This is a genomic window from Streptococcus mobilis, from assembly GCF_059727625.1.
In genome coordinates this window covers 1,101,447-1,120,679 of the sequence record NZ_AP041823.1, presented here as the reverse complement: position 1 = coordinate 1,120,679, position 19,233 = coordinate 1,101,447, and the positions used below count along the sequence as shown (strand labels likewise).

General features: G+C 33.5%; 17 protein-coding genes, 1 pseudogene and 1 other annotated feature. Of the genes and pseudogenes, 5 read left to right on the top strand and 13 right to left on the bottom strand.

The window, feature by feature from the left end; genetic code table 11:
- Positions 1 to 664 precede the first annotated feature (664 nt).
- Positions 665 to 1,528, top strand: coding sequence for a helix-turn-helix domain-containing protein (locus AC6IZR_RS05285; protein WP_455452553.1), 864 nt, complete (start codon positions 665 to 667; stop codon positions 1,526 to 1,528).
- 9 nt (positions 1,529 to 1,537) lie between these two features.
- Here the strand turns inward: AC6IZR_RS05285 and AC6IZR_RS05280 are convergent, their stop codons facing one another.
- The 3 genes and pseudogenes from AC6IZR_RS05280 to AC6IZR_RS05270 all read right to left on the bottom strand — a co-directional run.
- Positions 1,538 to 3,121 (bottom strand): ATP-binding cassette domain-containing protein, encoded by a 1,584-nt coding sequence (locus AC6IZR_RS05280; RefSeq protein ID WP_455452551.1) that lies wholly within the window; start codon positions 3,119 to 3,121, stop codon positions 1,538 to 1,540.
- A 512-nt stretch (positions 3,122 to 3,633) separates the two neighbouring features.
- A complete protein-coding gene (locus tag AC6IZR_RS05275; RefSeq protein ID WP_497848179.1) occupies positions 3,634 to 4,320 on the bottom strand; it encodes a LexA family transcriptional regulator in 687 nt (228 codons plus the stop codon).
- Positions 4,321 to 4,328: 8 nt separating this feature from the next.
- Positions 4,329 to 4,526: pseudogene (locus AC6IZR_RS05270) on the bottom strand (ImmA/IrrE family metallo-endopeptidase); the annotation flags it as partial.
- 641 nt (positions 4,527 to 5,167) lie between these two features.
- Here AC6IZR_RS05270 and AC6IZR_RS05265 point away from each other — a divergent pair.
- On the top strand, positions 5,168 to 5,398 hold the full coding sequence (locus AC6IZR_RS05265) for a hypothetical protein (protein WP_045760127.1): 231 nt from the start codon (positions 5,168 to 5,170) through the stop codon (positions 5,396 to 5,398).
- A 426-nt stretch (positions 5,399 to 5,824) separates the two neighbouring features.
- Here AC6IZR_RS05265 and AC6IZR_RS05260 read toward each other — a convergent pair whose 3' ends face one another.
- Together AC6IZR_RS05260 and AC6IZR_RS05255 are read right to left on the bottom strand one after the other, a co-directional pair.
- On the bottom strand, positions 5,825 to 6,196 hold the full coding sequence (locus AC6IZR_RS05260; protein ID WP_003004846.1) for a hypothetical protein: 372 nt from the start codon (positions 6,194 to 6,196) through the stop codon (positions 5,825 to 5,827).
- 141 nt (positions 6,197 to 6,337) lie between these two features.
- Positions 6,338 to 10,177 (bottom strand): SEC10/PgrA surface exclusion domain-containing protein, encoded by a 3,840-nt coding sequence (locus AC6IZR_RS05255; protein ID WP_497848178.1) that lies wholly within the window; start codon positions 10,175 to 10,177, stop codon positions 6,338 to 6,340.
- 160 nt (positions 10,178 to 10,337) lie between these two features.
- Between AC6IZR_RS05255 and AC6IZR_RS05250 the strand changes: the two genes are divergently transcribed.
- The gene (locus tag AC6IZR_RS05250; protein ID WP_013903620.1) at positions 10,338 to 10,664 is read left to right on the top strand and encodes a helix-turn-helix domain-containing protein; all 327 of its coding nucleotides are present in this window, start codon (positions 10,338 to 10,340) and stop codon (positions 10,662 to 10,664) included.
- Between the two features lie 69 nt (positions 10,665 to 10,733).
- On the opposite strand, the gene AC6IZR_RS05245 is transcribed toward AC6IZR_RS05250, so the two are convergent.
- Complete coding sequence (locus AC6IZR_RS05245; RefSeq protein WP_497848177.1) at positions 10,734 to 11,153, bottom strand: hypothetical protein; 420 nt, start codon at positions 11,151 to 11,153, stop codon at positions 10,734 to 10,736.
- Positions 11,154 to 12,007: 854 nt separating this feature from the next.
- On the opposite strand from AC6IZR_RS05245, the gene AC6IZR_RS05240 reads away from it, so the two are divergent.
- The gene (locus tag AC6IZR_RS05240; RefSeq protein ID WP_497848176.1) at positions 12,008 to 12,973 is read left to right on the top strand and encodes a site-specific integrase; all 966 of its coding nucleotides are present in this window, start codon (positions 12,008 to 12,010) and stop codon (positions 12,971 to 12,973) included.
- Positions 12,974 to 13,125: 152 nt separating this feature from the next.
- Positions 13,126 to 13,389 (top strand): tryptophanyl-tRNA synthetase, encoded by a 264-nt coding sequence (locus AC6IZR_RS05235; protein ID WP_497848175.1) that lies wholly within the window; start codon positions 13,126 to 13,128, stop codon positions 13,387 to 13,389.
- A gap of 240 nt (positions 13,390 to 13,629) precedes the next feature.
- On the opposite strand, the gene rplL is transcribed toward AC6IZR_RS05235, so the two are convergent.
- From rplL to AC6IZR_RS05200, 7 genes are all read right to left on the bottom strand, one after another.
- Complete coding sequence (rplL, locus tag AC6IZR_RS05230) at positions 13,630 to 13,998, bottom strand: 50S ribosomal protein L7/L12 (protein ID WP_003001622.1); 369 nt, start codon at positions 13,996 to 13,998, stop codon at positions 13,630 to 13,632.
- Between the two features lie 74 nt (positions 13,999 to 14,072).
- Positions 14,073 to 14,573 (bottom strand): 50S ribosomal protein L10, encoded by a 501-nt coding sequence (gene rplJ / locus AC6IZR_RS05225; protein ID WP_003016269.1) that lies wholly within the window; start codon positions 14,571 to 14,573, stop codon positions 14,073 to 14,075.
- 38 nt (positions 14,574 to 14,611) lie between these two features.
- Positions 14,612 to 14,746 (bottom strand) — a sequence feature (ribosomal protein L10 leader region).
- 61 nt (positions 14,747 to 14,807) lie between these two features.
- On the bottom strand, positions 14,808 to 15,602 hold the full coding sequence (locus AC6IZR_RS05220) for a formate/nitrite transporter family protein (RefSeq protein WP_497848939.1): 795 nt from the start codon (positions 15,600 to 15,602) through the stop codon (positions 14,808 to 14,810).
- 168 nt (positions 15,603 to 15,770) lie between these two features.
- Entirely contained in the window at positions 15,771 to 16,472 is a 702-nt protein-coding gene (locus AC6IZR_RS05215) for a glucosaminidase domain-containing protein (protein WP_497848174.1), read from the bottom strand.
- 149 nt (positions 16,473 to 16,621) lie between these two features.
- Positions 16,622 to 17,224 carry a ribosome biogenesis GTP-binding protein YihA/YsxC gene (gene yihA / locus AC6IZR_RS05210; protein WP_497848173.1) on the bottom strand — a complete coding sequence of 201 codons (603 nt, stop codon included), beginning with the start codon at positions 17,222 to 17,224 and terminating at the stop codon, positions 16,622 to 16,624.
- A gap of 11 nt (positions 17,225 to 17,235) precedes the next feature.
- Complete coding sequence (gene clpX / locus AC6IZR_RS05205) at positions 17,236 to 18,468, bottom strand: ATP-dependent Clp protease ATP-binding subunit ClpX (protein WP_003001797.1); 1,233 nt, start codon at positions 18,466 to 18,468, stop codon at positions 17,236 to 17,238.
- A gap of 208 nt (positions 18,469 to 18,676) precedes the next feature.
- On the bottom strand, positions 18,677 to 19,186 hold the full coding sequence (locus AC6IZR_RS05200; RefSeq protein WP_070586774.1) for a dihydrofolate reductase: 510 nt from the start codon (positions 19,184 to 19,186) through the stop codon (positions 18,677 to 18,679).
- Positions 19,187 to 19,233: the final 47 nt, after the last annotated feature.

The window sequence follows — 19,233 nt, the reverse complement described above, 5'->3', positions numbered from 1 at the left end:
TATTTGACTTAGAAAACTTAAAATCAACAAGTGTCACTATAGCTATTGATGTCACAGAAAGTCCTATTTCAATGTCCTAAAAGAAACCAAAGTAAGAATTATCCTGGAAAAAGATATACACCATAAAGACACAATCATAATCGATTTAACGACACTTCGTGCCTGTCAATTAGTTTTTTGAGATGGTCATACACATGATTTTACTCTTTTTAAAGAAAGTATAGGTCAAGTTTGTCAGAGCAATTACTTGTTTTTGTTATTTAGATACTATGAATATTCATGAGATATCTTTTTTCCTTTAAAAAGTTCTAAAAAGCATGTATCGACTGTAGAGGATAAGAAGTTTAATAGAGATAGTTGTAATACGTATTAAAATTGAGCGTTTAAATGCTAAGTTTAAAACTTTTCAATTTGTGGAATCATCAACTATGAGTTAAAATAATTTACGAACAGAGGCTTTCCAAAAAACTTGATATCATACGTTTTATTGTGGAAATATTTATTTCATTTTCTCCTAGTATTGAATTTTCACACACTCATTAATTTTATTGATATAATCCAATAATAATGATAATATCAAATAATAATAATAAAAAGATTTGATAGTATTTTTTCATAATCTGTCACGCTTTCTAATGATTTTTTATGGTAAATGGAGATAAATATGATTATAGGTGAAACTTATAGAAAAATACGAGAAGGAAAAGGTATTTCTATTTCTTCATTAGCAGGTGCAGAAATTTCAAAGTCTCAAATATCTAGATTTGAATTAGGAGAGACAGAAATCTCATTTTTTAAATTATTATATCTACTTGAAAAAATAGGTGTAACACTAGAAGAGTTTTTGCTTTCATGTAATAATTATCAGCCTTCAGACTTCAATACCTTGATACGCTTAGTTCAACAGGCTGCATACAATCAAGAAATCAAATCATTACTTAATATGGTAAGCAAAGAGATGGAACTGTTTAGAGAAACCAAATCTCATTATCATAAGTTAAACGCTATTTTCATTGAAAGTATTATCTATGGAATTGATAATACTCATCAATTGAGTAATCAAGACACCTCTTATCTTACTAATTATTTATTTTCTGTTGAAAACTGGGGATATTACGAAATTCTTATTCTTGGAAATTGTTGTCGAGCAATATTACCAAATTTATTATTTAGATATGCCAAAGAGGCGCTCAAAAAAGGGAAGTTGTATGGTTCTATACCTAGAAATAGACAATCTCTCATTCAACTACTTCTCAATTCTTTGATTATAATGATTGAGAACGACTTATATGAGGAATCTTTATTTTTAAAACAGGCTACGAAGAATATACTAGCGGATTCCACAGATTTTTTTGAACAAACTATTTTGCTGTATTTAGATGGATATTTGGAACTGAAATTCTATCATAATCAAAAATCACTTTTAAAAATCGAAGAAGCTTTAAAAATTTTCGAACTCTTCAATAAAACAATCTACAAAAATTACAAAGAATACTTTGAGAAACACATCATTCATTTAGTAGACTAGGCCATTTATCTATAGGGTAATAACGTGATCAAACTCTTCCAATATTTCTGGATTTTGATCATGAGTAATGACAATAACAATTGCATCTTTAATGGATAGAATGTAGTCCATCATTGCTTTGGCTTTTATTGGATCAAGGTTGCTTGTAGGTTCGTCAAAAATATATACAGAATATGGTTTGGCTAAAAACCTAGCTAAATCAATTCGTTGCTTTTCTCCTTCTGAAATGGTTTGATTTGATTGAGATAGACTCTTATTAAGGAAGTCTTCACTAAATCCTAAGGCTTTTCTTAATTTTTCAGTTAAATAAAGGTTTCTGGACAGTTTGATATTCTCTAGGATATTTCCTTCAATCAGAAAATCATTTTTTTGAACAAATGCAATATCTTTATATAACTCCTCTGAGGGAATATCAATATTCTGTTTTCCGTTGATTTTTATTTCCCCATCATAAAGATTTTTGGAATAATAGTTTAGTATTAATTTTACTAAAGTTGTTTTCCCAGCTCCTGAAGCACCGATAATCGCATAGCGCTTACCTTTTTTAAATTCATAGGAAAAATGATCAAATAATATTTTATTTTCAATTTCATAATGTAATTGGCTAATAGAAATGGTCGAAATGTTATCACAATCAATTGTCCTTGTTTTATGGAAAATTTCATGATTTTTCTCATATAAATTTTCTTGGATATTATCAATAATGGACTTGCTACTGCTGATTAAATTTTTATTGTAAAGAATAGATTGTAATGGAGCAAAAACACCGTTTAATAATTGAATACTTGCTACTAATAATCCAATAGTCAGTAAGTTATTTCTTACAAAAAAGATACCAGCAACCATACAGGATAGTTGAGAGCCAAAACTTAGTAAAATTCCAGTAGTTGAAGCTAAGTCTTTTAAGAATTGATATGTTTTTCTGGACTCTTCAAATTCTAAACTGATTTCCTGAATTTTTTCTTGGGTCCAGCTTTGAATATTTAATAACTTAATTTGTTCAAAACCATTAATAAAGTTTGTCATTTTTGACAAATAGTGATTATTTTGTAGAGAATAATTATTTGTTGATTTAGTCATTAACTTTCCAGGAATTTGTGATAGAAAAATCGTTATACTCGACAATAAAAGAAAGACTAATGCTAATCGCCATTCTATATAAATAATAGCAACCACACTCATGATAAGGCTCCCTAAATTTGCAATTAGAGAGATTTTAGGGATTAATAAATTTTCTTGAATAAGGTCACTGTTTTTGGTGATATTATTTAAGAAATCTGAATGGTTACGGTTGTCAATTTGGTTAAATTCACGTGATAAATAATGTAATAAGAGACGCCTTTTTAGATCTAAAATAACTTTTTTTACATATTGGTTTTTAAGATAGGAATAGGAACAAGAAATCAAGAACCACAGTAAAATCGAACTTACACAAATAGTGATATGAAAGAGTAATCCACTATTTGAATTAGATATACTATCAAGTATTCTTCCTAATTGGAGAGAGAAGAATGTCATTAAAAGAGCACTTGTCAGACTTAATAAAATAATCAAGAAATATAGTAATTTATATTGTTTCATAATCTGGTTCATATCTTACTCCTTAAGTAACTCTGATGAGAATATTATAATCCAAATATGAAAATCAGAAACAAACCTCCCGTATTTGGGACGCACTGAATAGTTTACACTAAATATAAAAAAATTATAAAATAATTATTTTTTAAAATAAGAGGAGAACTCATATTTTTATTTATACTCAATGAAAATCAAAGAGCAAACTAGTAAACTAGCCGCAGGTTGCTCAAAACACTGTTTTAAGGTTGAAATGGAACTGACGTAGTCAGTATCCTAAATTAGAACGACTGGAATTGGGCTAAAAATTTCAAAACAAATTGTTGATTTGCATCAGGGCTCTATTTCGTTTGCTAGTGTCCAAAATGAATTCTTTGAAAGTATCATTTCACTTCCGATTTTCAACATTACCAATTAGATAAAAAAATGGAGAAGAACCATTAGAGTCTTCTCCATTTTATTCATCTTTTCTTCCACTTATACCCTGTCTAGAAAAAATAATACACTATTATTATTTTACATTAACAATATCACTGTTCAACAGGTAAGAAATTCCCTACAATAATCCCTACAATTCTAGGATCTTCATCATACGAAAGAAAAATATCTCGATATTTTGGATTGATAGAAACTAACCGTAAGCCCTGTTCTTCCTGATAAACTCTTTTAATGTATGTCTGATTGTTGCAGACTACGGCATAAACTGCACCATCATAATCAAATCCTGTCTCACGAATGAGAGCCACAGAACCATTTTGATATTTGGGTTCCATTGAGTCGCCAGAAATCCATGAGGCGAAATCGTGGGCTAGTTCTTCATCAAAATAGACAGTATCATAGTTTTGATCGTTATACACCGATGAACCGATACCAGCAGACATTTGTTCGTAAACATGGTATTCGTATAGTTTTTCTGACATTGAAACAATGTTCTTACATTTTTCTTTTTGAACTAGGCCTCTGACATAACTAAGTGCTTGATCCTTTCCTTCATCTGATAAAGTATTATATAGTCGGACGATCTCAAGCTCTGTAAAATAACCTTTTGGTACTTTTAGAATCTGCTCCAAAAGCTTTACTTTTTCTCTAGACGGTTGTTTTACTCCACGCTCCCATGCAGAATAGGCTTGATAGCTGACTCCCAACTGATCAGCAATATCTTTTTGAGTCATTTTTAGCTCTTTTCTGCGAGCCTTTAGTTTTTCTGGTTGGTACATCGTTTCCCTCACATTAATAGTAATTTCAATTCAGCTTTTTGTTTTGCCTCTTTGTCAGTTAGCTTATTTTTATCCCAAACATAAGCTATAGATTTTCCTCTATCATAAATGAGCCATACTTTTAGATTGTCACGGCAAGTCTTTATTGTTTTCCAATTCTTTTGATCTAGAAGTTCAGGATACTCTTGACTAGTTACGAAGCCTCTTAGTTAATTTAAATCAGGCCTTTGCTTTCTATGTTGGATTTCCCACAAGATCTCCCTACAACTTTTAGATTTCATAATTACTTAGTTTTTGTTAAGAATTAACGGATTAAGTTTCATGGGTATATTTATAACTTTTTGTCATTGGCAAATAAATTATATCAGGACCTTTTACTATGATATTGGCCACTTATACAATTACATACGATAACATTATAGTTTATTTTATTTGACTTTAATGCATAACAATGTTATAATGAAAGCGAATTCAATAAATAGATTATTTAGGTTAGAAGGGATGTGTCCATAGATGAACAAAAGAAGCTTCAAAAAAATGTCTCTAATATTTATTTTAGGTATCATTGTAGGTCTATTCTTAATCCCATTACTTAGACCACTTATAGTTGATTGGCTAAAAACTATATTTGGTTAATAGTAACGATAACCTTATTTAACAAAAAAGTTTTCCCTTTTATTTTTTAATAGCATTGTTTTGACAAATTAACTTTCACGTTTATTATCGGTAGAAATTGGTTTGAGAATTTAGCACTTTGATGACCTTAGATCATTATAATCCTACAAGTACAGGTATGACTTTTAGTTTTAGATATTCTCATTAGTTTAATTAAAGGAGGGACTGTGTTATGGTAACTAAGTATTACAAGTATATTCCTTGGTTGGTCTTAGGAGCTATTGGATCTTATGAGTCCGCAACTTATTTTGGACATAGTACATTTGATATACTGTATTTATCTATTGTTTTTATGATTGTTTACGTAGCTTTGTTCATTCTACACGAAAAATATCTGAAATATAAATATAAAGAAATATTTACACAGATTATGAGCAATCCTGAAAAAGATCATCATCCCTAGTAAGATATAGCATAATAAAGCCCTAGCAACCAGATTGTACTGACCCCAAAAAAGTTAGGTAAATAGGCTATCCAAAGGATTTAGTTCTGTATTGCACAGGACTGAGTCCTTTTCTACTATTTGTTAAGTATATCAAGGTATTTGATGAAAAATAGTTTGAGTTCCATTTGTCAAACGAAGGAAATTGTCTTATTATTATTATTTTTCCACTAAAAATTTCAAAATTCAAGTATGGCTTACAAACTTAATAGTGAAAGATTTTGTTTACTACTACATTTACCCTTTTAACACTATTTCTATTTTTCGATCCATTAAGCTTATTAAAAACAATAAAAAAGACTTAGAATCATGTTAACAATAACCTTAATTCTAAATCCTTTTATTATTTATCTTCTAACTATATTTAAGATAGATACTTAAATTATATTACTGTTTTTCAAAAGTTCCGTCTGCTACACGAAAATCACTGTTAACAGTTTCAATTGAATTAAATTGAATCTTTAAATATTTTACTTCTTTTTCATCTTTTCCAGGTAATTCAGCTTTAGCACTCGCTGCACTAGAAACCTTTAATTTGACGTATTTCCCAGCGATTTTCCAAGTTCCATCTCTAGATTCGTCTTTATTATTTGTTACTTCTAGTGTTTTATCGCTATTGAAAACGATAGTTGAATCGTGTTTACTATCATACCAAGTACCAATAATTTGCTTCTCTGGTCCTGAATTTTGATTCAAGAAAAAGAATACTCCACCGGCAACCGCAAGTACTAAAACAACTAAAGCAATAATTTTTTTCATTATTTTTCCTCCTATAAATATCTAAAGATATTTATTATTTTTTTCATATACCTAGTTTCACTAAAATCATTAGTAAAAAATCAAATTTTGAATGATAAACTTTTATTCATTACTACAATAAGAAATACTTACCAGCTTTTATTAATCACGATGTTTCCGTGATACTGAAATACCAAAACTACAAAGAACAATTCCCATTGCAAACACTAACCAATTCTCAATTGAACTTGTATTAGGCAAGGCTCTATTTGCACCATATTTAGCTTGATTTCCAGCATAGCTATATACTCGTTCATTAGAAGTACTTTCTGGTATACTCTTTTCTAACGCAGGATTCAGAGAAATCATCTTGTGATCTACTTTATCGTTAAAGACTTCGCTTTGTCTTGTACGAGTATTTAAATAGGCTTCCCTAACTGCTTCATATTGCGCAGTTGCATACAATTGATCTTGTAGAAGTGTTTTAAGTTTAGCTTCCTCTCTTGCTACATTCTCAAGTACTAAACGGTGCTCTTCAACTGCATTGTCATATGCTTCTTTTGCTTTTTTCAAATATACATCAGCATTTTCAAGATGATCTAAAAGTGTTTCTAAAGCACCTAAGTGAGTATTTAATTTAGAAATTTCATCCTTAATTTGACTTTCTTTAGCTTTTAACTCTTCAACTTTATTCTGACGGTTTCTGAGTTCTGCTTCATCCGTAGCTTTTGCAGCTTTAAGATCTGAAAGTACTTTAAGTTCTTTATCCAATTCTGCACGCGCATCTGCTAAAACTTTTTGTTTTGTTTGAATATCTGCATTTAGATTTTCAACTGCTGATTGTGCTTTTGCATAACGAGTCTTGGCAGCAACTAATTGTTTAGAAGCTTCATCTAGATTCTTTTGTGCAAGAGGTGTCTTATCAGAGATTGAGTTTAATCTTGCAATCGTTTGACGTGTAGTATTTAAGGCTGCCAAATGTTTTTCATGAATTTTAGTTACTTCATCTAAATTGTTTCTTGCTGTCTTATCTGCTGCTATTGCTTTTTCAAGCTCCTCTTTTGCAGTTTCTAATGCTTTTTGCTTAACTTGAAGGTCTGCATTTAAGTTATCTAAAGATGTTTGAGCTTTGATATATCTTGTTTCAGCTTCTTCTTTTTGTTGTTTCGCATTGTCGTATTTCTTCTGTGCATCTGGAGTTTGATCAGGAACTGACATCAATTCTGCTACTAGTTTTTGAGTTTGCTTCAGATTTTGATTTGCATTTTGATTTTCTACTTTTGCTTTTTCAAGATCAGATTTAGCTTTTACTTCTGCTGTTGTGGCCTGGTCTAAATCATCTTTTGTATTTGCTAAAGCTTGACGCTTGCTTTGAATATCAGCATTTAATTGATCAAGTGCATCTTGAGCTTTATTAAATTGGGTTTGTGCTTCATTATAATTTTGTGTAGCGGTTTCCAATTTACTAGTAGCTGCAGGTGTTTGATCAGGAGTAGCTTTCAGAGCATCTAATTTTGCTGTCGTTTCTTTGAGAGCTTTTGTACTTTTATCGTTTTCTGATTTAGCTTTTTTCAAACGATTCTGTGCAGAATCATTTGCCGTATTTGCTGTAGTCTGCTTAGCTTTAGCAGCTGTTAATTCATCTTCCATTTTTGAAGTATCAAATGGAGTAGCTAAAGGTTTAGCAATCCCTTTATCATAATAATCGTCAACAGTTACAAAATGGTATTCACCAGTTTGTTCATCTTTAACATATTCAAGATGTGCATCTTGACCTTTGAATTCAATAAAGTGCATGCGTCCAACACCACTTGGTGTGAAACTATTTGCAGCTCCAATTGCCCGAATATTTGTAGGAGCTTTCTGCCCAATCATAAGTTTCATATGTCCAAAATAAGCATGAACATCATTTGTCATAAAACTAATTACAGCATCATATACCTCACGATACAATTGAGACATTGTTGCTTTACGAGTTTCTTTAGCTTCTGAATAATACGCACCATAACCAAGCAAAGTATTATCATAGCTCATGTTTTCTCCAGTCCATACGATGGAATCTAATCCATCTTTCGCTAAAGCAGTATCGCTGTGACTTGTGCTATATGGTTTATTTTCTTCAGCATAGGCTTTTGCAATGTTATTGACACCCTGAACAGATTCTTCAGTGACAATATAATGATGACTACCCCAAACTTGGTCTTGCAGATTGTTGGCGAGAAGTGCATAATATTGGCTCAAAGCTTCAATTTGCTTGTCAGTTAAATTGTCTAAATCTACGACTGAATCATCGATCGGCAAAACAATATCCTTGTTTGACCATTCCTTTATGAATATATTTTGGTGTTCAGGGGAATATTCTGTTAATGCAGTTCCAAAATCATATTTACTATCTTTGAACCATTTTTGAATAACGTCGTTTAAGGCATTTTTATTTGCGTCTGAGTCATCAGCAAGATAAGCCTTGTAGGCATCAATGACATCCTGAGGCAATTGAGGAATAGTGAGATTTTTAATTGCTGCAATTTGTTTATTGAGGGTTTCAACTGCCTGATCAGCCTTCTCTTTATTTTCTTTTGCTTCCTGAGCTGCTGATGTAGCACTCGCTAACTCATTTGAAGTTTCATTTACTTTCGCCTCTTCTTGTTTTTTCTTAGTAGTTAAAGTTGAAATTTCCGAAGCTTTCGTAGCATCATTTTCTTTAGCTTTTTTGAGCTCTTCTTCTGCACTAATCTTACTATTTTGTTTATTTGCTAAATCATTTGCTTTGCTATCACGATTTGCAATTGTCTGGGCAAGTTGGGATTCAGAAGCATCAAGATTACTTTGAGCTGAAACCTTATTTTCTTGAGCTTTCTTTAGATTCTCTTGTGCTTGTTTTTGTTTTTCCTCAGCAGATGACAAGTTTTTCGCCGTTTCTTGGCTTTTCTTTATTTGATCTGTTTCGACAGACTTTGCATTTTTTAGTGCAGTAGCTTTTTTATCATCCGCTTCTTTGGCACGATCGAGTTCCTGTTTTGCTGTATTTTCAGTTGCTGTTTTAGCATCTAAATTTTTTTTAGCAGCATCACGTTCTGCTACAATTTCTTCAACGCCAGTACCGTCTAAAACTTTCTGAGCAGTTTCTTTCTCTTTTTGAGCCTTCACTAATGCACTCGCTGCTTCTTCTGCAACCTTTTTAGCATCTGCTAATTGTTTAGAAGAAAACTGACTAGCACTAAGTTGCGTTTTTTCATCAGCTGAAGCTTTACTGAGTTCTTCAGCTTTATTTTTGTCTTCGCTAATAGCATTTTCCAAAGCCTTTTTCGCAGCTGATTCTGCTGATTCTTTTTCAGCTACATCACTTTTTGCTTTGTCTCTTTCAGCAATGATTTCCGATGCTCCAGTACCATCAAGATTTTTTTGTGCAGTTGCTACTGCTTCCTCAGCTGTCGAAACTTTCTTTTCTTGCTCTGAAATTTTATCTTGATCTTTTTTAATAACATCTGATTGCTGATTACGTTCTTTCTCAGCTTCTAGAACTTTATCATATGCATCTTTTTGTGATGTTTCCTTTTTCTCAATATCAGCTTTTACTTCTGATATTTCATTCTTGGTTTTTTCAATTTTTTCAGGCGTAGCTGATTCTTTATTTGCTTCAGCATTCTTTAAGTCAACATTTGCCTCGGAAACTTTTGATCCAGCGACTGCTTCTGAAGTCTTAGCGTTTTCTAAAGCACTTTCTTGATTTGAAACCGATTGATCCGTTTCTTCCTTGATCGTTCTTGCTTCTTCTACAACTTCAGAAGTTGGCGTTTTCGTTACAGTTGCAACTCCATTATGTACAAATACTCCGTCTACTTGTTTTATATTTGTAGACGAAGGAGTTGTCGATCCAGTACTTAATGTTGACTCATTTGGCTGAGTTGCAGTTACTTCATCCGCTTGTACAACGGAAATTCCCGCAAAAGCTGTAGCTATTGATACAGCAGATACAGTTGCTTTGATCGTTTTCTTTTTCATAATTCCCACCTTTATGATAGAGTATTGAGCAAATTATCACTATATAATTATAAACAACCGAATTATACTATATTTTAGCAACTTTGTAAAGTTGTAACCAACCTTTTAAGAACTAGAACCTAACCTTATAAGGCTGTAAAATAGTCTTAAGAGGTGAGCAATGTCAGAATTACAAAAGTATATAAGCAAACGAATACGGATTCTGCGGACCCAGTCAGGAATGACTCAGGAACAATTAGAAGAAAAAGCAGATCTTGGTACCAATTACGCGTATAAGTTAGAAAATTTAGAGCCCAATATAAAAATTAGTACTCTGGAGAAAATTATAGATGCGTTGAATGTTGATCTACAAACTTTTTTTGATTTAACACTTAAAGAAGAAAGTACTGACTTAGCACAGCTTATCGACACTATCAAATCTTTACCAGAGTACAAACAAAATAAAGTCATTTCAGCTATTAACACAATTATTAACGAGACAAAATAAAAAGAGTGGAAAAGGATAAGTATAAAAACGATTCCTTTCCCACTCTTTTTGTGCGTAAAAATATGGTTATTAGCTATTGGAGCCTGCGATTCTTGGGTAACCAAACGTCATATCGAGCTCGTCTTCCTCGTAATTCTTGATCAATTCCCAGAAATCTGCAACTGATAACGCTGCAACTGATTCATGCCAATTGAATTTAAAAAACAAATCTAAGAGAAATTTAATTACTTGGTGAACTTTGGCTGTATGTTCTACAGTATCAAATGTAATCAAAATTTTCTCACACAATGGATCAATCAATTCAATTTCAATGCTATCATTTACAAAATTGAATGACACTTCTTGATCTTGATCATTCAAGATTGAAATATACTGATCCTCATCAAATGTTGAATAAAACATTCTAATATTAACTTCTTCATTGTGATTAATTAATTCTGAAATATATTGTTGACTTGTAAAAACTACATACTTTTTATATGTTTTCATTTAGTTTTCCTCCAAATATTATTTTTAAATAAGATTTTTCATTCGTGAATTTTCACGGTGGCCTTACTCTCTTTAATATTATTATTAAACGATTGTTCCTGGGCATCTACTACCTCCTTTATTGAAAAATAAAAAAAGACAGTTCACCACTGCCTTTTTTTATCTATACTATTATTATGCCATTTTTCTGTAAAAATAAAAAAATGATTTTTCAAAAAAGTACTATAGAAAGCTCTTGGTCCCAAGGGATATTTTTTTTGTCTAGGTTTTTGGAGTGCAGTTCAAAATGAGTGTTTTTTTCTTTTTTTTTATTTTTATCAAAAAATGGCATACTATTATTGTAAGTTAAATTGAGTAAGTAGAGCTATTACCATTAGTCATATGGTGAGAAAGTTTGTTACTGGGCACGGTTAACGTACTTATCTCTCATATGCTAGTCATTGCAAAGGAAAAAACTAAGAAAAAAAGAAAGAAAATCTAAATGGTTATTCTTTACTGAATAACATGAAGTAAAGAATAACCATTTAGTAGATAAAAAAGTAAAGAAAAACGTGTTTAAGGTAAAATAAAAAAGGTAAAAATAAAAGTAAATACTAAAAAAATAACTAGTTTAGCAAAGCAAAAGAATAATGTAAAAAAAAGTAAAATAGAAAAGTTTTATAAGCTCGAACAAGCAATGACATCTTTATGATCCTTCCAAACATAGATCACGGTGAGTACTGAAAATCTATTGCAAACATTAAACTTCAAGAGTTAGCCTCGATGGGAAGTATCAAAAGCATACCCAGCTTATTAAAAAAGGGTGGGAGGCAGTTTAACAATAATATGTAATTATTTTAGAAAAGGAATGTATAATGCCAAGAAAAAAAAATTCCCTCAAGCATGATTTATTTATTGCAGCTTCAAAAAATATCACAAACAATCGAACAAGGACAAGCTATAAAAGAGCAATTACTCGCTTTACAAAGTGGGCTAAAGAACACAATATTAAGAAAAAATCAGATATTACTGAAGAAGTGATTCAACTATATCAACTAGATCTAAATGATGATCCAAAACAATACTCTGTTGCTACCATTCATACTTATTTAGCACCTGTTTGTAAATCAGTTGATATCAACATGAATCGCATTAGAAAAGACAAGCGTTCCAGCGACAAAATTATTCGAGGTCGTGTAAAATCAAAAAACTCACAAGGTAAACATCAAGAAACAGACTCTCGCTTCTCTCGGCTGGTTAATTTTCAGCGGGCAGTTGGGATTCGTAGATCCGAATTAAAAAAATTAAAAGGAAAAGATATTCGAAAAGATAATAATGGCAATTACTATGTTTTAGTTCAACGTGGAAAGGGAGGAAAATTTCAACCTCAACTTATTCTTCCTCAAGATATTCCAGTCGTCCTCGATACCTTTAAAAATAAACAAGAGGATGATTATATCTTTACAGATATGGAAATGAATAATCTAATCAATCTACATGGGATGCGAGCCGAACATGCAAGAGAGTGTTATTACTTCTACTTGAAGAAACTCCAAGATAATCCTAATTTCAAGATGAATTTAAAAAATGTTTTAATAGAACGTTGGGAAGTTGGCCACCAAAATTTAAGAAATAAATCATTAAAGAAAATTGAGAAACAAAAGAAAAACTTCATTAATGAACTAAGAGATGAACCTTATAAAATTCGTGGATCAAACTATAAAAAAGCCTTAAATTCAGCCCTGCCTACAAAATATAATCGTTTAGCTTTGATGGCGGTCTCGGTCTTCCATCTTTCCCACTGGCGTCTATCCGTTACAGTGACCAACTATATTCTTTAAAGTATCTCATTTTCGACTAAAAATTCAAGAAAAAAAACGGAAAAAAACAGTTTTTCTGCGTTTTTATGGCATACTCAAAATATAGGCTGTTGTATAGCTAACAGTTTTAACATATTTTTCTGAAATACTATAAATTTAAAAGGAGTAAAAGAATGTCAATTAAAAATCATTTGCAAAGAGAATTCAAAGGTTCAAATTTTGAAATTCGTGAAAAACTAATAACAGATACCTACTTCACTAGCTTTTTAGACTACGTGAGTTTCCCTGAATCAATCTCAAAATTAATTGAAGAAGGCTATGCTGATAGAAGAAATCAACTAGATGAATACATTGATTTTGCACTTCATCATATTTTAATTACTTTTCAAAATAATATTATCCAAGCTACTGATCTTGGTTTAGCTTGGGTCTGGTAGGCATATGCACCAGTTGAAGGCAATGATTGGATTTAGGTTAAAATAGCACTATAATTTCTGCATATCATAAAACTAACAAAAGAATTATAGTGTCTATTTTGTTGTAGAAAAAAATCCCCGCCAAGATCTAACTTGGCGGGGATTTGGTGGGGAATAACTCCCCTATTTAAGATTTAAATCACCTTTAGCAATTCTTAACCTTAATATACTAGGCTTTCGCATTCAATTTGCGTTACTCTATTATTTAAGAGTAACTGAAGCTCCAGCTTCTTCCAATTTACCTTTGATTTCTTCAGCTTCAGCAGCTGCAACACCTTCTTTGATGACACCAGGTGCACCATCAACAAGTTCTTTAGCTTCTTTAAGACCAAGACCAGTGATTTCACGTACAACTTTGATAACGCCGACTTTCTTGTCGCCTGCAGATGTCAATTCGATATCGAATGAATCTTTAGCAGCACCAGCGTCAGCAGCACCAGCTGCAGCAACAGCTACAGGAGCAGCTGCAGTTACACCAAATTCTTCTTCGATAGCTTTTACAAGGTCGTTCAATTCAAGGATTGAAGCTTCTTTAATTTCAGCAATAATGTTTTCAATGTTCAATGCCATTGTTATTTCCTCCAAATAAGTTTTAATTATATATTTTTATTTTTTGTAGCTAGGCTACGCTGCGTAGCTTAAGATTAAGCTGCGTCTTCTTTGTTGTCTGCAACCGCTTTGACTGCAAGAGCAACGTTGCGCACTGGCGCTTGAAGTACAGAAAGGAGCATAGAAAGAAGTCCTTCGCGGTTTGGAAGAGTTGCAAGTGCAAGAATCTCTTCTTTAGATGCGACAGCGCCTTCGATTGCACCACCTTTAATTTCAAGTGCTTCAGCGTCTTTAGAAAAATCGTTCAAGATTTTCGCAGGTGCGATAACATCTTCATTTGAAAATGCTACTGCAGATGGTCCAACGAATACAGATGCAAGGTCTTCAAGACCAGCTTTTTCAGCTGCACGACGCAAGATTGAGTTTTTGATAACTTTAAACTCAACTTCGCTTTCGCGAAGGTTGCGACGGAGAACTGTATCTTGCTCAACTGTCAAACCGCGAGAATCTACAACGACGATTGATGCAGCAGCTTTCATTTTTTCAGCTACTACGTCAACTAGTTCCGCTTTTTTAGCAATAATTGCTTCACTCATTAGTGTGTTCACCTCCGTAATTATTTTGCTTGGGGAATTTTTCCAAAAGAAAAACGCGCCCAAACCTAGACACGAAAGTACAATACGCTTCTTTTAATTGATACGTTTTGTCCTCGGTAGGATCTTTATGAGTCGAGCTCCCCTACTGTCTTAGGCAGTTTTTTCAAACCGTAGATTAGTTTATCACATATAAAAAAAGAATGCAAGTACTTTTGCAAACTTTTTTTATATTTTTTAATCGTTGTAGAGACTCTTGATATTATTCAACCAAGCATAGGCCAGTCCCATTAGGACTCCTCCTCCTACCCAGTTGGCAAAGAAGGTGACGCTATAATGGCGTAAAATATTTAAAAATTCAAAATGCGGCAATTGACTAGAAACTGAATTAAAGCTCAATAATGAGAAAGAAGCAAAGTTTGCAGCCAAGTGTTCATTGGTCATAAAGACAAACATATAAATAGCAGAAAGGGCTAAGAGCACCTTGGCTGTTTCATCTTTGAAATATAGATAAGAAAGAATAGCAATATTTACAAAGATATTGGCAATAACCCCTTCAAAGAAAACCACTTGATTGCTTCGTTGGAGTTTATTTTCTGCTACCGTGGCTAGGAAACCTTTTGGGTCGATATGTGCAAAGGCAGTTGTTTGATTGAAAAGAAAAGCGACGATTAAAGCACCAATTAAATTAAAGAAGGTACAATAAAGAAGAATCTCCAACGCTTTCTTCCAGTTAATTTTCTTTAGATAGGTCCCTGCCGTCAAATACATCATATTCGAGGTGGTTAATTCCGCATTTAAGAATAAGAGGTAAACCAAGCCCCAAGCAAAGATGAATGGAAATAGAAAACGACCAGATCCAGGTAAGAAGGTATTCAACAAGTCTGCGGCAACTGCACCGACTGCAGTACTTAAAGTAAGAAAACCTCCAGCAAAAATAGAACGAACAGCATACCGAGTTTTGGACTTCTGATAAAGGTCCTCTTTCTTATTACAAGCAGCTCCTACTTTTTGAATGAAAATTAGATTCAGACATAAAAATCTCCTTATAAAATGTTTGTGAATAAAATCATTATAGCATAGAAAGAGGCCTTTGAAAAGGTTTGCAATACAAATTTTGAAAAACAAAAAATTCGATTTATTTCGCTCGTATATCAATAACATCTACAAAAAAAGCAGACCATGCCTACTTTTTTTGTATCAATTCAAACGATTAGCCCAAGCAATATCCAAATTAAGGATTTCTTGAGAAGTAAACTGTTGACGATAAGGATTGTATACCGTACCTGTAATACCACCTTGAACATTAGGTGAATCATATTGAGTCAAATTATAAGTTTCAATGATGTGGTTTAGTTTTGCGTAGTAACTTGTATCGGTAGCATAAACCCCAGTCAAAGCTGCTGTTGCATCTTGGTAACTAGATGTGTTGCTTTTCCAAGCCCCTGCAAAATGTCCTTGTTTCAAAACAGCTACATAGTCTTGTAATGATTCATAATAAGACGGATAAGAACGGAATGCATCATTAATTGTATAAGCATTTCCTGCACCATCGTCTTCCCACGTTTGCATTACGGCAGATTGACCATCGTAACTTCCTTTAATACCAAAGAGATTGTAATGTGGATAAGAAGCCAAGCCCGACTGACCTGATCCACTTTCAAGGATGGCTTGGGCAATCATTACAGAGGCATAAAGGTCATTCTCTTGACCGAGCTGACGCGCAGATTCTCCAATTTGTGAAATAAAAGCTTCTGTAGGATCTGAATACGTTTGGTAAGTTCCATCGTTTGCACCAACTGACGTTACGTGCTCACTCATAGCAGCTACAAATGTCCCCACTGCTAATACCGAAACAATCAAACCAAACAATTTCGTCTTATTTCGTATTTTCTTTTTCATTATACAATTTATCTCCAATTGATTTTTTATCATCTTTTATCTTTATATAAATTATACCATATAAAACGACAAAGAAAAGGAAGATTTTATTACACTTGTGTTACATTTGCGATATAAATCCAAAACAAAAATGACATTTTCATGTCATTTCAATTTATTTCGTTAAATGCATTTTCCAGAATTGCATCCCAAGACTTCTCTAAACCTTCTTTTGTAACAGAAGAAAAGACAATGAACACATCTGAAGAATCAAAATCTAGTTTTTTCTTGATGATCGATTCGTGTTTATTCCATTTTCCACGTGGAATCTTATCTGCCTTGGTAGCAACTAAGATCACAGGGATCTCATAATATTTTAAGAATTCATACATCTGGACATCATCTGCTGAAGGTTCATGACGAAAATCGACCAGGCTAACGACTGCTTTTAAGTTCTCCCGGCTGGTGAGGTATTCTTCGATCATCCGCCCCCACTTCTCGCGCTCTTTTTTTGAGACACGTGCATAGCCATAACCAGGTACATCCACCAAACGGAGTTTATCATCGATATTGAAGAAATTTAGCAATTGGGTTTTTCCTGGTTTCCCAGATGTTCTGGCCAGGTTCTTTCGATTTAAGAGAGTATTAATAAAAGAAGACTTGCCGACATTGGATCGACCGGCAAGTGCAACTTCTGGAATCTCATCTTGAGGATAATGACTCTTATTTGCAGCGCTTAAGAGGATATCCGCATTATGTGTATTAATTTCCATATTTTATCTTTCTAGGCTGTTTCGAGAATTGGTTTTTCAGTTCCATCTACAGCTTCTTTTGTGATTCGGACAAGTTTGACATCTTCTTGACTTGGAATTTCAAACATGACATCCATCATGGTTTCTTCGATAATCGAACGAAGTCCACGAGCTCCTGTTTTTCTTTCGATGGCTTTATTAGCAATCTCTTGAAGGGCTTCATCATCGAATTCCAATTCAACATTATCATAAGAAAGCAAGGTTTGGTATTGTTTTACCAAGGCATTGCGTGGCTCTTTCAAGATACGGACAAGGTCGTCAACTGTCAATTGCTCTAGAGCAGCAAAGACAGGAAGACGTCCGATCAATTCTGGGATAATCCCGAATTTTTGAATATCTTCTGCAACGATTTCTTGCATGTAAGAGCTTGATTCATCAATGGCTTTATTGTTCTTACCAAAACCGATGACTTTTTCACCGAGACGTTGCTTAACAATTTCTTCGATCCCGTCAAAAGCCCCACCTACGATAAAGAGGATGTTCTTGGTATCCACTTGGATCATCTCTTGTTGAGGGTGTTTACGTCCCCCTTGAGGTGGGACACTAGCGACAGTTCCTTCTATAATCTTCAAGAGAGCTTGTTGCACTCCTTCACCAGAGACGTCACGTGTGATAGAGACATTTTCACTTTTCTTAGCGATCTTATCAATTTCATCGACGTAGATGATGCCTCGTTCTGCACGCTCAATGTTGAAATCAGCTGCTTGAAGAAGTTTCAAGAGAATATTTTCAACGTCTTCACCCACATAACCGGCTTCTGTCAAGGCTGTTGCATCTGCAATAGCAAATGGGACATTCAAGCTACGTGCTAAGGTTTGGGCCAAGAAAGTCTTACCTGAACCAGTAGGGCCGATCATGAGGATGTTTGATTTTTGCAATTCAACATCTGTCTCATCTTCGCGCGTATCGTGGAAGTTGATACGTTTGTAGTGGTTATATACCGCTACAGCAAGAGCACGTTTGGCACGATCTTGACCGATCACATAGTGGTTCAAGATATTGAGCAATTCGATTGGTTTTGGAACTTCGCTAAGGTCTGCAAGAACTTCTTCTGCTAGCTCCTCACGGATAATTTCTTGTGCTAACTCTACACATTCATTACAGATAAACGCATTGTTTCCTGCAATGATTTTTTGGACTTCATCTTGACTCTTTCCGCAAAATGAACAATAAACCATCATATCATTATTTTGATTCGTTGGCATGTATTTCCTCTTTCTGTCATTTTCTGTTTCTATTTAGTTTAAAATAAGGTCATGTAAAAGGCGTGAATGGAATTCACAAGATTGGTAAAAGCATTTAGTAAGAATAAAATAGCGAGGCCAAACCGTTTTTTACGAAAGGTTTGTAAGGCACAAATCAAACAGATGACACATAGGACAGCTGTAAAAAAACCAAAGACACTTCGCTCCATTAGTCTAAATCCTTTCTCTTATAATAGTTGACCGTAAAATCATATGGGTTCTTCTCATCTTTCGGATGATGGACTTGACGGACTCTTTCATAGCGGTTCTCTTCAAATTTTGGTGCCAATGTATCTCCATCAATATCCGCATGAATCATGGTCTGGATCAATTCTTCTAACTGGTCAGAAAAGAGCTTTAAAATCTGACTGCCACCGATAATATAAAGATTCTTCTCTTGGTTCTGGTACCAGTCCAAGACTTCTTCTTTGCTGTGCATGACGAGTACAGAATCGTTTTCAGGATCATAGGCTTGATCTTGCGTTAAGATAATGCTGGTCCGACCTGGTAGAACCCGTTTTTTCATACCATCAAAAGTCACTCTTCCCATGAGAATGGCTCGTCCCATGGTTGTTTCTTTGAAATGCTGAAGCTCCGCTGGCAGATGCCAAGGCATCACTTGGTCCTTTCCAATAATGCCATTTTCAGTCTGAGCCCAGATACCAATTATCTTTTTCATTCTCTCATCCTTTACACTGATACTTCTATTTTATCAAATTTTCTTAT

Excerpts from the sequence above, each read along its gene's own strand:
- rplJ (WP_003016269.1), bottom strand. The coding sequence starts at position 14,573 with ATGAGTGAAGCAATTATTGCTAAAAAAGCGGAACTAGTTGACGTAGTA.
- AC6IZR_RS05235 (WP_497848175.1), top strand. The coding sequence starts at position 13,126 with ATGTCAATTAAAAATCATTTGCAAAGAGAATTCAAAGGTTCAAATTTT.
- clpX (WP_003001797.1), bottom strand. The coding sequence starts at position 18,468 with ATGCCAACGAATCAAAATAATGATATGATGGTTTATTGTTCATTTTGC.
- yihA (WP_497848173.1), bottom strand. The coding sequence starts at position 17,224 with ATGGAAATTAATACACATAATGCGGATATCCTCTTAAGCGCTGCAAAT.
- AC6IZR_RS05275 (WP_497848179.1), bottom strand. The coding sequence starts at position 4,320 with ATGTACCAACCAGAAAAACTAAAGGCTCGCAGAAAAGAGCTAAAAATG.
- AC6IZR_RS05285 (WP_455452553.1), top strand. The coding sequence starts at position 665 with ATGATTATAGGTGAAACTTATAGAAAAATACGAGAAGGAAAAGGTATT.
- rplL (WP_003001622.1), bottom strand. The coding sequence starts at position 13,998 with ATGGCATTGAACATTGAAAACATTATTGCTGAAATTAAAGAAGCTTCA.
- AC6IZR_RS05200 (WP_070586774.1), bottom strand. The coding sequence starts at position 19,186 with ATGAAAAAGATAATTGGTATCTGGGCTCAGACTGAAAATGGCATTATT.
- AC6IZR_RS05250 (WP_013903620.1), top strand. The coding sequence starts at position 10,338 with ATGTCAGAATTACAAAAGTATATAAGCAAACGAATACGGATTCTGCGG.
- AC6IZR_RS05265 (WP_045760127.1), top strand. The coding sequence starts at position 5,168 with ATGGTAACTAAGTATTACAAGTATATTCCTTGGTTGGTCTTAGGAGCT.
- AC6IZR_RS05245 (WP_497848177.1), bottom strand. The coding sequence starts at position 11,153 with ATGAAAACATATAAAAAGTATGTAGTTTTTACAAGTCAACAATATATT.
- AC6IZR_RS05280 (WP_455452551.1), bottom strand. The coding sequence starts at position 3,121 with ATGAACCAGATTATGAAACAATATAAATTACTATATTTCTTGATTATT.
- AC6IZR_RS05215 (WP_497848174.1), bottom strand. The coding sequence starts at position 16,472 with ATGAAAAAGAAAATACGAAATAAGACGAAATTGTTTGGTTTGATTGTT.
- AC6IZR_RS05240 (WP_497848176.1), top strand. The coding sequence starts at position 12,008 with ATGCCAAGAAAAAAAAATTCCCTCAAGCATGATTTATTTATTGCAGCT.
- AC6IZR_RS05255 (WP_497848178.1), bottom strand. The coding sequence starts at position 10,177 with ATGAAAAAGAAAACGATCAAAGCAACTGTATCTGCTGTATCAATAGCT.
- AC6IZR_RS05260 (WP_003004846.1), bottom strand. The coding sequence starts at position 6,196 with ATGAAAAAAATTATTGCTTTAGTTGTTTTAGTACTTGCGGTTGCCGGT.